This window comes from Curtobacterium sp. MR_MD2014 (assembly GCF_000772085.1).
In the GTDB taxonomy this organism is placed as follows: Bacteria; Actinomycetota; Actinomycetes; order Actinomycetales; family Microbacteriaceae; genus Curtobacterium.
This window is the reverse complement of sequence record NZ_CP009755.1, coordinates 1,741,762-1,755,196: the sequence shown is the minus strand read 5'-3', so window position 1 is coordinate 1,755,196 and position 13,435 is coordinate 1,741,762. Positions and strand designations below refer to the sequence as shown.

11 protein-coding genes are annotated in these 13,435 nt (G+C 70.4%); 6 read left to right on the top strand and 5 right to left on the bottom strand.

Annotation, left to right across the window (positions count from 1 at the left end; all coding sequences use genetic code 11):
- The first annotated feature begins 14 nt into the window (after positions 1-14).
- From qcrA to NI26_RS08075, 3 genes are all read left to right on the top strand, one after another.
- Complete coding sequence (gene qcrA, locus NI26_RS08085; RefSeq protein ID WP_066654314.1) at positions 15-1,082, top strand: cytochrome bc1 complex Rieske iron-sulfur subunit; 1,068 nt, start codon at positions 15-17, stop codon at positions 1,080-1,082.
- Positions 1,082-2,776 carry a cytochrome bc1 complex cytochrome b subunit gene (qcrB, locus tag NI26_RS08080; RefSeq protein WP_066654312.1) on the top strand — a complete coding sequence of 565 codons (1,695 nt, stop codon included), beginning with the start codon at positions 1,082-1,084 and terminating at the stop codon, positions 2,774-2,776. The genes qcrA and qcrB overlap by 1 nt, the downstream gene beginning before the upstream one ends.
- Before the next feature lie 183 nt (positions 2,777-2,959).
- Positions 2,960-3,919 carry a phosphodiesterase gene (locus NI26_RS08075; RefSeq protein WP_066654311.1) on the top strand — a complete coding sequence of 320 codons (960 nt, stop codon included), beginning with the start codon at positions 2,960-2,962 and terminating at the stop codon, positions 3,917-3,919.
- A 204-nt stretch (positions 3,920-4,123) separates the two neighbouring features.
- Here the strand turns inward: NI26_RS08075 and NI26_RS08070 are convergent, their stop codons facing one another.
- The 4 genes from NI26_RS08070 to NI26_RS08055 form a co-directional block, all read right to left on the bottom strand.
- Positions 4,124-5,677, bottom strand: coding sequence for a stealth conserved region 3 domain-containing protein (locus tag NI26_RS08070; RefSeq protein ID WP_081984855.1), 1,554 nt, complete (start codon positions 5,675-5,677; stop codon positions 4,124-4,126).
- Between the two features lie 86 nt (positions 5,678-5,763).
- The gene (locus tag NI26_RS08065; protein ID WP_235426328.1) at positions 5,764-6,207 is read right to left on the bottom strand and encodes a DUF6804 family protein; all 444 of its coding nucleotides are present in this window, start codon (positions 6,205-6,207) and stop codon (positions 5,764-5,766) included.
- Positions 6,207-6,791 carry a GDSL-type esterase/lipase family protein gene (locus NI26_RS08060; RefSeq protein ID WP_066654309.1) on the bottom strand — a complete coding sequence of 195 codons (585 nt, stop codon included), beginning with the start codon at positions 6,789-6,791 and terminating at the stop codon, positions 6,207-6,209. The genes NI26_RS08065 and NI26_RS08060 overlap by 1 nt, the downstream gene beginning before the upstream one ends.
- Positions 6,788-8,320, bottom strand: a complete 1,533-nt coding sequence (locus NI26_RS08055; RefSeq protein WP_066654308.1) for an SDR family oxidoreductase — start codon at positions 8,318-8,320, stop codon at positions 6,788-6,790. The genes NI26_RS08060 and NI26_RS08055 overlap by 4 nt, the downstream gene beginning before the upstream one ends.
- A 42-nt stretch (positions 8,321-8,362) precedes the next feature.
- On the opposite strand from NI26_RS08055, the gene deoC reads away from it, so the two are divergent.
- From deoC to NI26_RS08040, 3 genes are all read left to right on the top strand, one after another.
- Positions 8,363-9,124: a deoxyribose-phosphate aldolase gene (deoC, locus tag NI26_RS08050; RefSeq protein ID WP_400338111.1), complete on the top strand. Its 762-nt coding sequence runs from the start codon at positions 8,363-8,365 to the stop codon at positions 9,122-9,124.
- Between the two features lie 218 nt (positions 9,125-9,342).
- A complete protein-coding gene (locus tag NI26_RS08045) occupies positions 9,343-10,302 on the top strand; it encodes an ROK family protein (RefSeq protein ID WP_066654306.1) in 960 nt (319 codons plus the stop codon).
- Positions 10,303-10,474: 172 nt separating this feature from the next.
- The gene (locus NI26_RS08040; protein ID WP_066654304.1) at positions 10,475-11,053 is read left to right on the top strand and encodes a type IV toxin-antitoxin system AbiEi family antitoxin; all 579 of its coding nucleotides are present in this window, start codon (positions 10,475-10,477) and stop codon (positions 11,051-11,053) included.
- On the opposite strand, the gene NI26_RS08035 is transcribed toward NI26_RS08040, so the two are convergent.
- Positions 11,040-13,382 carry a RelA/SpoT family protein gene (locus tag NI26_RS08035; RefSeq protein ID WP_235426327.1) on the bottom strand — a complete coding sequence of 781 codons (2,343 nt, stop codon included), beginning with the start codon at positions 13,380-13,382 and terminating at the stop codon, positions 11,040-11,042. The genes NI26_RS08040 and NI26_RS08035 overlap by 14 nt on opposite strands.
- Positions 13,383-13,435 lie beyond the last annotated feature (53 nt).

The following is a 13,435-nucleotide window of genomic DNA, read 5'->3' as shown; positions in this document are numbered from 1 at the left end:
CTGAAGGGAACACCATGGCAGAGCACGACGACGAGGCAGTGAACTCGTCCTCGGCTGTCGAGAAGCACGGCGCGACCAGCACGTCGGCCGGGATCGCGGTCGTCCCCGCGGACCCGTTCGAGAACCCGGGTGAGCCGCCGCACCGCGCGCGCCGCACCGATGTCGACCCGAAGAAGCAGCGTCTGGCCGAGCGTCAGGTCGCCACGTTCTTCTACCTGTCCATCGTGGGCAGCGTCCTCGCGATCGCCGCGTACATCGCCTTCCCGATCGACCCCGAGGACTTCGGCACGGTCCGTGCCGGCAACCTCTGGCTCGGTCTGGCGATCGCCCTGGCCCTGCTCGCGCTGGGCCTCGGCGCCGTCTACTGGTCGAAGTCGCTCGTCGTGGACCGCGAGATCACGGAACTGCGTCACAGCACCCGTGGCACCGACGCGACCCGTGCCAAGGCGGTCGAGGCGTTCCAGCTCGCCGACAAGGAGTCCGGGTTCAGCCGTCGCAAGCTGATCCGCAACTCGATGATCGGTGCCCTGGTGGCCTTCCCGCTGCCCGGTGTCGTCCTCGTCCGTGACTTCGCCCCGGCGGAGGACCCGAACGAGCTCCTGCGCCACACCTTCTGGAAGTCCGGCATGCGCCTGACGAAGGACCCGACGGGTCTGCCGATCAAGGCGTCGGACGTCACCATCGGTTCGGTCTTCCACGTCATCCCGGACGGCATGCTCGACTCCGAGCACATGCTCGAGGAGAAGGCCAAGGCCTCCGTCCTCCTCATGCGTCTCGACCCGAAGGACCTCAACCCCTCCGCGGGGCACGAGGACTGGGGCTACGACGGCATCGTCGCCTACTCCAAGATCTGCACCCACGTCGGGTGCCCGGTCGCGCTCTACGAGCAGCAGACGCACCACCTGCTGTGCCCGTGCCACCAGTCGACGTTCGACGTCTCGAACAACTGCGAGGTCATCTTCGGCCCGGCTGCACGTCCCCTCCCCCAACTTCCGATCGCGATCGACGACGACGGCTACCTGGTCGCACAGAGCGACTTCCACGAGCCGGTCGGACCGTCCTTCTGGGAGCGTGAACGCTGATGACCAGCACCACCACCACGAGCGCGCCGGCCACGGCCACACGGCCCGAGCCGACGCGCGGGTCCCGACTCATCGGGGCCACCGCCAACTACATCGACGAGCGCACGAGCATCTCGGGCCTGGTGAAGGAGGTCGGGCGCAAGATCTTCCCCGACCACTGGAGCTTCATGCTCGGCGAGGTCGCGCTGTACAGCTTCGTCGTCGTCCTGCTGTCGGGGACCTTCCTGACGTTCTTCTTCCAGGCGTCGATGACCGAGGTCGTCTACAACGGCTCGTACGTCCCGCTCAAGGGCGTCGAGATGTCGACCGCGCTGCAGTCCACCCTGAACATCTCGTTCGACATCCGCGGTGGTCTGTTCGTCCGACAGATCCACCACTGGGCCGCCCTGCTGTTCGTCGCCTCGGTGATGCTGCACATGGCCCGCGTGTTCTTCACCGGTGCCTTCCGCAAGCCGCGTGAGCTCAACTGGGTCTTCGGCTTCGTGCTCTGGGTCCTGGCCATGGCCGAGGGCTTCACCGGCTACTCGCTCCCCGACGACCTGCTCTCCGGCAACGGCCTGCGCATCATCGTCGGCATGATCGAGGGCGTCCCGGTGATCGGCGTGTGGATCGCCTACCTGCTGTTCGGTGGCGAGTTCCCGGGCACCGACATCGTCGGCCGCCTCTACACGCTGCACATCCTGCTGCTCCCGGCGATCCTCGTCGCGGTGCTCGGTGTCCACCTCGTGCTCGTCGTCATCAACAAGCACACGCAGTTCGCGGGCCCCGGCAAGACCAACGAGAACGTCGTCGGCGTCCCGATCCTCCCGGCGTTCGCCGCGAAGGCCGGTGGCTTCTTCTTCATCGTCGCGGGCATCCTCGCCCTCATCGCGTCGCTGTTCACGATCAACCCGATCTGGAACTACGGCCCGTACGACCCCTCCCCCGTGTCCGCCGGTACCCAGCCCGACTGGTACATCGGCTTCGCGGACGGTGCGCTCCGTCTGGTGCCGCCGCACTGGGAGGTCGTGTGGTTCGGCTACACGGTGTCGTTCAACATCCTCGTCCCGATCGCCGTCCTCATGGCGCTCATCATCGCGATGTTCGCCTACCCGTTCCTCGAGGCGTGGGTCACGGGCGACAAGCGTGAGCACCACCTGGCCGACCGTCCGCGCAACGCTCCGACCCGTACCGCCTTCGGTGCCGCGGGCATCACGCTCTACGCGTCGCTCTGGGCCGCTGCCTCGTCGGACATCATCGCGACGCACTTCATGGTGTCGATCGAGCACGTGATCCACGTCATCCAGGCCACGACGGTCCTCGGTCCGTTCGTCGCCTTCTGGATCACGAAGCGGGTCTGCCTGGCGCTGCAGAAGAAGGACCGCGAGATCGTCCTGCACGGCTACGAGTCGGGTCGCATCGTCCGGCTCCCGCACGGCGAGTACATCGAGGTGCACGAGCAGCTCGACGAGTACGAGCGCTGGAAGCTCCTGCAGTTCAACGAGTACAAGCCGCTCATGGTCCGTCCGGACGCCAAGGGTCGGATCACCGGTGTGCAGAAGGTCCGTGCGAACCTGTCCCGCTTCTTCTTCGAGGACCGCATCGCGCCGGTCACGAAGGCCGAGCTCGAGGCAGCGCACGCCGCGCACCACGGCCCGGAGCTGGAGGGCGACCACCAGGCCCAGGCTCCCGCGCTGGGCGCAGGCAACCACTAGGTTCCTCGGCAAGAACGAACGAGCCCCTCGACCACACCGTGGTCGGGGGGCTCGTTCGTTCGCCTGTTCTGGTGCAGACTCGCCACTCCCGGTTCACCGTGCATTCAGAGTGGCGTGCTGGACTCGTCATCGACGGTGTGGCAACGTGTTGCACCACGCATCCGCCAACGGAACGAGAGACCGATGGACAGCCGGACGGCCGAACACCCCAGGCCGAACCACTTCCTCCTCCACCTCAGCGACACCCACCTCGTGGCGGGTGACGGCGCGCTCTACGGCGACGTCGACTCCGCAGCACGGCTCTCGGCGATCGTCGCCGACATCGAGGCCTCCGGCACCCACCCGGAGGCCATCGTCGTCACCGGCGACGTCGCCGACAAGGGCGAAGCCGGTGCCTACGTCCGGATCCGCGACATCGTCGAGCCGGCTGCCCGCCGGATCGGCGCGCAGGTCATCTGGGCCATGGGGAACCACGACGAGCGCGGGGCCTTCCGCCAGGAGCTCTTCGGGCTGCAGCCGACCGATCGTCCGGTCGACTTCGTCTACGACGTGAACGGCCTCCGCGTGATCACCCTCGACACGAGCGTGCCGGGGGCACACCACGGCGAGGTCTCCCCCGCGCAGCTCGACTGGCTCGCCGAGGTGCTGTCCGAGGCGGCGCCGCACGGCACGATCCTCGCCATGCACCACCCGCCCGTGCCGAGCGTGCAGGACCTCGCCGTCCTCGTCGAACTGCGCGACCAGGCGGCCCTCGCGGAGGTGGTCGAGGGGTCGGACGTCATCTCGATCATCGCCGGACACCTGCACTACTCGACGAGCGCCGTGTTCGCGGGCGTGCCCGTGTCCGTCGCGAGTGCCACCTGCTACACGCAGGACCTCACCGAGTACCAGGGCGGCACCCGGGGGCAGGACGGCGCGCAGTCGTTCAACCTCGTCCACGTGTACGGGAACAACGTCGTGCACTCGGTGGTGCCGATCGGCCACTACTCCACGGTCGGCGAACCGGTGTCGTCGGAGCAGACGGAGGCACGCCTCGCGGCGGCCGGCATCACCATCGCACCGGCCGTCGAGCCGGCGCCCGTCACCTCGAGCATCCCGGTGTTCACCCTCGACACGGTGCCCACCTCCCCCGTCCGCCGCTGAGGCCACTCCTGCCCGCCGAGCGGGCACGACATGCCGCGCGCCGGTCGTCCTGCGGGCACGGCTCGTCGCGCCCGCGCGCTGAGCGCGACAGGAATGGCCCGCTCGATCGGAGGCGCCAGGGCTGGCCCGCCCGCCGCACCGACAGTGCCGTCATCGGCCCGTTCGCCGCGACGAGGGAGACCGGGCCGGACGGTCCGCTGGGGGCTACTGCGCGTCCTGCTCCCACGGCGCCGGGAACGGGAAGTACTTCTCCAGGAAGTCCGTCACGCGCCGGGTGCGCTCGTCGTCGGAGACCTCCGGGAAGCTCCCGTCGTTCAGGCAGAAGAAGTCGACGTTCCGCTTCTTGAGCAGGTCCTCCAGCGCCTTCAGCCCGGACTGCATGGTCGTGTCGACGTAGCGCACCGGAGCGTTCTCCTGCACGATCGCCCGACCGGTGAGCAGCGCGTAGTAGTGGTACAGGGAGTTCGTCACGGAGATGTTCTCGGCCGCGCGGAACCGCGATGCCATCGTCGCGCGGAACTCGTCTGCGAACTCGTGCTCCATCTCGGTCATGATCGAGGCGCGCAGCGGTGTGGGCGCGTGCTCGAGGTGCCGTGTGGTCACCGCGCCGAAGCGCTGCTGCAGCAGGCGACGGTTGACGCGGGCGGAGTTCTCGAACCCGCTCCGTGCCGGGTTGTTCGTCCCGAGCCCGATGCGGGTGGTCGCGAGGATGAACTTCGACACCGACCCCGGGCTGAAGAACACCGAGGGCTCGACCATCCGCCCGAAGAACATGTCGTCGTTCGAGTAGATGAAGTGCTCGCTGATGCCCGGGATGTGGTGCAGCTGCGACTCGACGGCCTGCGAGTTGTGCGTCGGGAGCACCGAGGGGTCTGCGAAGAACTCCTCGCTCCGGACGATCCGGACCTTCGGGTGGTCGGCGAGCCACGCGGGCGCCGGCGAGTCCGTGGCGATGTAGATCTGGCGGATCCACGGCGCGAAGGTGTGGACGGAGCGCAGCGCGTACTTCAGCTCGTCGATCTGTCGGAAGCGCGCCGGAGCGTCGTCGCCCTCCCCCAGCACGGCGTTCGCCTGCGCGGCCTGACGTGCCCGCTGGTACTCGATCGCGTTGCCGTCGACCCACGAGAAGACGATGTCGATCGGGAACCGGATGTCCGACACGTGGTCGTCGAACATGTGCTCGACGGTGCGCCAGGTGCGGCCGTAGCGTTCGATGTCGACGAGCTCGAACTCCTCGACGGGGAGACTGCGGCGCATCAGGGCGTTCTCGACGGGGGCGAGCACCTCGGTGTCGGTCACGCGCCAGAACTCGAGCTGCACGCTCGTCTCGGCGCCGTAGCGGAGGCGTCCCATCGGCTCGAGCCGGGGTCGGAAGAGCCGGAGCACCGGCTCGTCCACCGATCCGAGACCATCGTCGAGCACGAGCACGGCGGGCTGTCCCGGCGGCTTCGCGTAGAACGGCTCGTTGACCGCGGCGGCCATGATCGCGCTCTCGGCACGCTGCCGGTCGCGCTCGTCGACCGCGACGACCGGACGTCGGTCGTTGCCGCGGATGAGCAGGTGGTCGACGTCGCCGGCGGTGAGCGCGTCGTCGAGGAACAACAGGTCCTCGATCATCGACTGCTGGGGCGTCAGGTGCCCGTTGACCAGGGTCAGGCGTCCCTTGCGGACGACGACGTCAGGTCGGTCGAGACCGCCGGAGGACGGTCGAGGGTTCAGCAGAGGACTCTCGGTCGCCGGCTCGGTCTCGTGGCTCATCCATGCCCTTCGCATCGCGTCAGCCGGGCCCTGTGCCCGGCTCCTGCGATCCTACCGTCCGGCGGGCGCGCGCGAGCGCCGCGCGGTCACGGTCGGGAGGCGCGCCCCGAGTCCGTCTCGCGCGGCACCTTGACGGCGATGCCGGTCAGGATGAAGGCCGCGGCAGCGACGAGCTGGAGGCCCGCCCAGACCTGGCCGGGGATCGGCACGATCACGACGGGGTTCCAACACACCGCGATCGCGGCCGTGAGCGCGACGGCCCACCAGGAGCGGCCCCGGACGGCGAAGACGAGCACGATCAGCGCGAGCACCGTCACGCCCCACCGGACGAAGACGAAGCCCGAGGAGTCGAGGACCGCGACGAAGGCGATGAGGACGACCGCGGCGAGCAGCGACGGCGCGAGTGCCGGGCGCGTGAAGGGCGGCATCCCGTCGGCCGACGCCGCGGTGGTCGCCGGGCGCTCGTCGGGGCGGTGCGTCGGCACCCCCTGCAGCGACGAGCCTGCGGGGGGCCGACCCTTCCGTGCCATCAGGCGCCGGCCTCCTCGAGGTCGATCGCCTGGATCGGACGGGACATCGGCGGCAGCCCGCGGACGCGCTCGAGCGCCGGGACGAGCTCGTCGACGACCGCGCGGTAGCCGTCGGCGGTGAGGTGCAGGCCGTCCTCGGTGTAGCGGTCGGCGAGGTGGTCGTCCTCCGCGAGGGCCGGCCAGAGGTCGAGGTACTGGGCGTGGCAGGTGGCGACGAACTGACGGAGGTGCCGGTTCGCCTCCTCGATCTTGGCGCACCAGTCGGCCTGGCGGGGCAGGATCGACACGAGCAGCAGACGGACGCCGGGGAGCTCGCGGCGGAGCGTCACCAGGATCGACTCGACGCCGCGGACGACGTGCTCGACGCTCGACCGGTGGTTCCCGAAGTCGTTCGTCCCGATGAGCAGCACGATCACCTCGGGCTGCTCGACGATCACGGCGTCGAGTCGCGCGAGCACCCCGTCGGTGGTGTCGCCGCCGACGCCCTGGTTGCTCGTGCGCTCGCCCGGGAGCCACTGGTCCCAGGAACCCTGCTCGGTGATGCTGTCGCCCAGGAACAGGACGGTGGGGTGTTCGGTGGTCATGCTGCCTCCTCGTGTACCGGTTCCTGCGGCCCATTCTGCTGGGTCCAGTTCCGCCCCGTCGACTCCGTGTGCTGCGACTCGCGCTCGGCCGCCGCCGTGATGCGTTCGACCATGCCGGGGAAGATGATGCCGTGGAAGGGCAGGATGCCGTACCAGTACAGGCGTCCGGGCAGCCCCTGGGGGAAGTAGATCGCCCGCTGGTGGTAGTCGCTGCCGCCGTCGTCGCTCGGGGTGACCCGCATCTCGAGCCAGGCGCGTCCCGGCGACTTGAACTCGGCGCGGAGCCGCAGGTAGCGCCCGCGTTCGAGCCGCTCCACCCGCCACCAGTCGAGTGCATCGCCCTGCTCCAGGCGGTGGGGGTCGCGTCGACCGCGGTTCAGGCCGACCCCGCCGGCGACCTTGTCCATCCAGCCGCGCGCCACCCACGCCAGGGGGAAGGAGTACCAGCCGTTCTCGCCGCCGATCGACTCCACGACGCCCCAGACGTCGTCCGCGCTCGCGCTCGAGTGCCGCTTCCGGTCGTCGACGTAGACGGTGTGCCCGGCCCACTCCGGATCGCTCGGCAGCGGGTCCGCCGGGGTCGAGGAGAGCGTGGCGCTGCGCCAGCTCGTCTGCACCTCGCCCTTCCGCATCTTCGTCAGGGCCAGCCGGACGGCACGGCGGTAGGAGGTGAGTCCGCCCTCCGGACGCGGGACGTACCGGTCGATGTCGTGCTCGCGTTGCACGCACTCGAACTGGAGCGACTCGATGATCGGTGTCGCGAGCTTCCGCGGGATCGGCGTCACGATGTTGAACCAGTGTGCGGAGAGACCCGGGGTCAGCACGGGCAGCACGGTGAAGCGCCGCTGCGGCAGCTTCGCCTCGACCGCGTAGCCGTTCAGCATCTGCCCGTACTTGAGGACGTCGGGACCACCGATGTCGAACGTCCGGTTGACGTCGGCGGGGATGCCGAGCGCCTCGACGAGGTAGTAGAGGACGTCACGGACGGCGATCGGCTGGATGCGGTTGCGGACCCAGCGGGGTGCCGGCATCCAGGGCAGGACGTCCGTCACGTGGCGGATCATCTCGAACGAGGTGCTCCCCGAGCCGATCACGACACCGGCCTGGTAGGCGATCGTCGGCACGCCCGAGGCCAGGAGCACGTCCCCGACCTCCTTCCGGCTCCGGAGGTGCTTCGACAGCTCGCCGTCGGGGTGCAGTCCGCCCAGGTAGACGAAGCGGCGCACACCGGCGTCGTGGGCCTCGCGCGCCATCGTCTCGGCGGCGTCCCGTTCGGCCTGCTCGAAGTCGCCGTCGGCACCCATCGCGTGCGCGAGGTAGTAGACGGCCTCGACGCCCTGGACGGCGGACCGGACTGCCTCGGCGTCCTGCAGGTCGCCCTCGGCGACCTGGACGTCGTCGTGCCAGGGCACGTCCTGGAGCTTCCGCGGCGTGCGGACGAAGACACGGACGTCGTGCCCGGCCTCGAGGAGGCGGGGGACGAGTCGTCCGCCGATGTACCCGGTCGCACCGGTGACGAGGACCTGCATGGAGGGCACGGTACGCGCGTCGCCTCCGGGTAGGCTTTCCGGGTGGACAACGCAGCGATCCCCGCACACCAGGACCGGGCCGACCAGCACGAGCTCGGCGCCGACGCCGTGCGCGCCCTCATCGACCACGCGATCCTGAAGCCCGAGCTCACCCGCGCCGACGTCGATGCGCAGCTCGACGAGGCCGCGGCGCACCGGGTCTTCAGCGTCTGCGTCCGTCCGAGCGACGTCGCGCACGCCGTGGAGCGCCTGCAGGGCACCGGGGTGGGCGTCGGCACCGTGATCGGGTTCCCGCACGGCACCACGACCACCGCCGCGAAGGTCGCCGAGTCGCTGCAGGCCCTGGCCGACGGCGCCTTCGAGCTCGACATGGTGCAGAACGTCGGCGCAGCGCGCTCCGGTGACTGGGACCGGGTCGAGCAGGACGTCCGTGCGGTCGTCGACGCCGCCGGGGACACCGTGGTGAAGGTCATCCTCGAGACCGCGTTCCTGACCGACGACGAGATCGTCGCCGCATCGCGAGCGGCCCAGCGCGCCGGCGCGGCCTTCGTGAAGACGTCGACCGGGTTCGCCGGCGGCGGCGCGACGGCCGAGCACATCCGACTGATGCGGGACACCGTCGGTCCCGACACGGGTGTCAAGGCATCCGGCGGCGTCCGCGGTCTCGACACGCTGCTCGAGATGGTCCGCGCGGGTGCCGACCGCATCGGCACGAGCGCCTCGGCACGCATCCTCGACGAGGTCGCACACCGTGCGTCCACCGGAACCGCGTCGGCACTCGGCGACGACACCTCCTCCTACTGACGTCTCGGCCGCCCGCGCACGCGAGCGGCCCCACCCGGGCCCGGACGGACCGACCCGGTCCCTTCGGACCCACCCGGTCCGTCCGGACCCACCCGGTCCGTCCGGACGTCCGGACCAGCAACGACCGACCCGACCACACCGCCGGGGCCGGCTCGCAGCGACGCGAGGTCACGTCGTCACGGTGAGCCGGGCCTCCAGACCGCCGCATCGGAGCGCGCATGTCCAGCACCGCACCCCTGTCCCCCTCGTCCGCGATCGCGCTGGCCGTCGATCTCGGCGGCACCAAGGTCGAGGCGGCCCTCGTCACCGACCAGGGCGTCGTCCTGCCCGGCACCCGGCACCGGCAGCCCACCGGACCGCTGCGGAGTGCGGACGAGCTGCAGGCGGCGGTCGACCAGGTCGTGACGGCGACCCTCGCGACGCTGCCGGCGGACGCCCGGCTCGTCGGCGTCGGGGTCGGCGCGGCCGGTCCGGTCGACGAGGAGCACGGCCTCGTCTCGCCCCTCAACATGCCGGTGTGGCGCGGGTGGCCGCTCCGCGACCGGGTCGCGGCCCTGGTCCCCGAGGGGGTGCCGGTGACGCTCCGGATGGACGGGCTCGCGATCACCCTGGCCGAGCACTGGGTCGGTGCGGCGCAGGGCTCGGACCACGTCATGGGGATGATCGTGTCGACGGGCGTCGGCGGCGGACTCATCCTGCACGGGCGCACGGTGAGCGGACCCACCGGCAACGCCGGACACATCGGCCACGTCGAGTGCGGCGGCTTCGACGACCCGTGCGCCTGCGGCGGTACCGGCTGCCTCGAGGCGGTCGCCAGCGGGCCGAAGACCGTCGCCTGGGCGCAGCGACAGGGCTTCGCCGGGAGCACCGGCGAGGAGCTCTCCGCCGCGTACGCGGCCGGCGACGAGATCGCGGTGGCGGCGGTCCGGCGGAGCGGGCGGGCGCTCGGACAGGCCGTCGCGGCGGCGACCAGCCTGGTGGACCTCGAGGTCGTGGCGATCGGCGGCGGCTTCTCGCACGTGACGCCGGACCTGTTCGAGTACGCCCGCGAGGCGGTGGCCGAGCGGGTCGAGTTCGGCTTCGTGACGAAGGTCCGGATCGTGCCGACCGCGCTGTCCCAGGACGGGCCGCTCATCGGGGCGGCAGCGCTCGTCCACCGCGCAGACGTGCTGCGCTGACGCGACGCGGGCACCAGGGCACCCGGACACACGTGCCCGTTCACGGGCGCGCGCTCGTACTGGGCGCGGGGCCGCGGTCGCGGTCTCGATCACGGCTACGCACGCAGCGCCGAGGCCGACGTCCTCTCCACAGGGCCGACCGCGGTGGTCGTCCGTCCGGCAGGATGAGCGGGTGCCGACGCCCCGCCTGCTGACCAGCGACGACTGGCCGGAGACGGAGCTCCGCGCTGCGGTGCTCGCCGGCGAGCTCGTCCCCGTCGGGTGGTGCTGGGCCTCCCCCGCGGAACCGCAGACGCCCGCCCTCCGCGCCGCCGCGCACGCGTGGCGCGTGCCCGACGAGCGTGTGGTGGCGAGCGGGCGGTCCGCTGCCTGGATCTGGGGTGCGACGTCGCGCCCACCCTCGCCGGTCGAGGTGAGTGTCCCGCCGACCGTCCGCATCCGTGTCGATCCCGACGTGCGGCTGCGCGAGGTCCGGCTCCCCGCCGAGGACACCGTGCTGGTGGGCCCGATCCGGGTGACCTCGCCGGAGCGCACCGCGGTGGACCTGCTCCGCGCGCCCGGCGCGTTCGACGCGTCCGCGCACGATGCCCTGCGCGGCCTCGTGGCGATCGGGGTGGTGCGGGTCGGCGAGGTCCGGCGCCGCCTGGCAGCGCTCGGGACGATCCCCATGGTGCGGCAGGCGGCCCGGCGTCTCGACCAGGCGATCGCCGCGACACCCGATCAGGCGCCGGCCGGGGTCAGCCCGCGCTGACCCGGTACACGTCGTAGACCGCGTCGATCCGCCGCACGGCGTTCAGCACCCGGTCGAGGTGCGTCGTGTCGCCCATCTCGAACACGAACCGGCTGAGCGCCAGGCGGTCCGAGGACGTCGACACCGTCGCGGACAGGATGTTCACGTGGTGGTCGGTCAGGACGCGCGTGACGTCGCTGAGCAGCCCGGAGCGGTCGAGCGCCTCGATCTGGATCTGCACGAGGAACACCGACTTCGACGACGGGGCCCACTCGACCTCGATCATCCGGTCCGGCTCGTTCATCAGTGACTTCACGTTCGTGCACGACGCCTGGTGCACGGAGACGCCCTGACCGCGGGTGATGAAGCCCACGATCTGGTCGCCGGGCACCGGCGTGCAGCACTTCGCGAGCTTCACCAGGATGTCGGGCGCGCCGCGGACGAGCACACCGCTGTCGCTGTTCCGGAGCTGGCGGCTCGTGACCTGTCGCGGGAAGGCGAGCTCGGGCTCGTCCGTCTCGGCCTCGGTCTGCACGTTGCCGAGCACCTTCTCGATGACGGACTGCGTGGACACGTGGCCCTCGCCCACCGCCGCGTAGAGCGCGGAGACGTCGTCGTACCGCATCGACGAGGCGACCTCGGCGATGGAGTCCTGGCTCATGATGCGCTGCAGCGGGAGGTTCTGCTTGCGCATCGCCCGGGCGATCGCGTCACGGCCCTGCTCGATGGCCTCTTCGCGGCGTTCCTTGGTGAACCACTGCTTGATCTTGTTGCGGGCACGGGGGCTGCGGACGAACGTCAGCCAGTCCTGGCTCGGGCCGGAGTCCGGGTTCTTCGAGGTGAAGATCTCGACGACGTCACCGCTCGACAGCGTGCTCTCGAGCGGGACGAGGCGCCCGTTCACCTTGGCACCCATCGTGCGGTGCCCGATCTCGGTGTGGACCGCGTAGGCGAAGTCGACCGGGGTCGCACCGGCGGGCAGGCCGATGACCTTGCCCTGCGGGGTGAAGACGTACGTCTCCTTGGCGCCGATCTCGTAGCGGAGCGAGTCGAGGAACTCGCCCGGATCGCTCGTCTCGGCCTGCCAGTCGGTGATGTGGGCGAGCCACGCCATGTCCTGGTCGTCGGTGGTCGAGGAGGCGTCGACGTCCCGTCCCTGGGCACGCTGCTTGTACTTCCAGTGCGCCGCGACACCGAACTCGGCACGCTGGTGCATCTCGTGCGTGCGGATCTGGATCTCCACGGCACGGCCCTGCGGTCCGAGCACCGTCGTGTGCAGGGACTGGTACAGGTTGAACTTCGGCGTCGCGATGTAGTCCTTGAAGCGACCGGGCAGCGGGGTCCACCGGGCGTGCACGGAGCCGAGCATCGCGTAGCAGTCGCGGACGGTCGGCACGAGCACGCGGATGCCGACCAGGTCGTAGATCTCGTCGAACTCGCGCCCGCGCACGATCATCTTCTGGTAGATCGAGTAGTACTGCTTCGGCCTGCCCATGACCTCGCCGCGGACCTTCGCGGCCTTCAGGTCCTTCTTGAGCGTGCCGATCACGTTCTGCACGAACTGCTCGCGCTTCGGCTGCCGTTCCTTGACCAGGCTGTCGATCTCGACGTACAGCTTCGGGTGCAGGACCGCGAACGACAGGTCCTCGAGCTCCAGCTTGATCATCTGGATGCCGAGCCGGTGCGCCAGGGGCGCGTAGATCTCGAGCGTCTCCTTGGCCTTGCGCGACGCGGACGCGGACTCCACGAAACCCCAGGTGCGCGCGTTGTGCAGGCGGTCGGCGAGCTTGATGACGAGGACGCGGATGTCCTTCGACATCGCGATGACCATCTTGCGGACGGTCTCGGCCTGCGCGCTGTCGCCGTACTTGACCTTGTCGAGCTTGGTGACACCGTCGACGAGCATCGCGATCTCGTCGCCGAAGTCCGCGCGCAGCTGGTCGAGCTGGTAGTCGGTGTCCTCGACCGTGTCGTGCAGGAGCGCCGCGGCGATCGTGATCGTGCCGATCCCGAGGTCGGCGAGGATCTGCGCGACCGCGACCGGGTGGGTGATGTACGGCTCGCCGGACTTCCGCTTCTGGCCGTCGTGGGCGCGTTCGGCCACCGAGTACGCCCGCTCGATGAGCGTGACGTCGGCCTTCGGGTGGTGCGACCGGACGGTACGGATGAGCGTGTCGACCGCCCCTGCGGGCTGCGCCCGCGAGAAGAGGCGCGGCAGCAGCGACCGCAGGGAACCGAGGTTGCCGGTGGTCGTCGCGTTCAGCGGACTGGAGGGCCGCGGCGCGGACCCGGGACGGCTCGCGCCGGGCGTGGACGCACCCTGCGACGAGGACTCACGGGTGTCCGTCATGATGCGCCTCCTGCGACCGGTGTCCGGGTACGGTCTGGCAAGCCTACGCGCGT

Bases quoted from the DNA above. Each gene is read 5' to 3' on its own strand.
- qcrA (WP_066654314.1), top strand. From the start codon at position 15: ATGGCAGAGCACGACGACGAGGCAGTGAACTCGTCCTCGGCTGTCGAG.
- qcrB (WP_066654312.1), top strand. From the start codon at position 1,082: ATGACCAGCACCACCACCACGAGCGCGCCGGCCACGGCCACACGGCCC.
- NI26_RS08075 (WP_066654311.1), top strand. From the start codon at position 2,960: ATGGACAGCCGGACGGCCGAACACCCCAGGCCGAACCACTTCCTCCTC.
- NI26_RS08070 (WP_081984855.1), bottom strand. From the start codon at position 5,677: ATGAGCCACGAGACCGAGCCGGCGACCGAGAGTCCTCTGCTGAACCCT.
- NI26_RS08065 (WP_235426328.1), bottom strand. From the start codon at position 6,207: ATGGCACGGAAGGGTCGGCCCCCCGCAGGCTCGTCGCTGCAGGGGGTG.
- NI26_RS08060 (WP_066654309.1), bottom strand. From the start codon at position 6,791: ATGACCACCGAACACCCCACCGTCCTGTTCCTGGGCGACAGCATCACC.
- NI26_RS08055 (WP_066654308.1), bottom strand. From the start codon at position 8,320: ATGCAGGTCCTCGTCACCGGTGCGACCGGGTACATCGGCGGACGACTC.
- NI26_RS08045 (WP_066654306.1), top strand. From the start codon at position 9,343: ATGTCCAGCACCGCACCCCTGTCCCCCTCGTCCGCGATCGCGCTGGCC.
- NI26_RS08035 (WP_235426327.1), bottom strand. From the start codon at position 13,382: ATGACGGACACCCGTGAGTCCTCGTCGCAGGGTGCGTCCACGCCCGGC.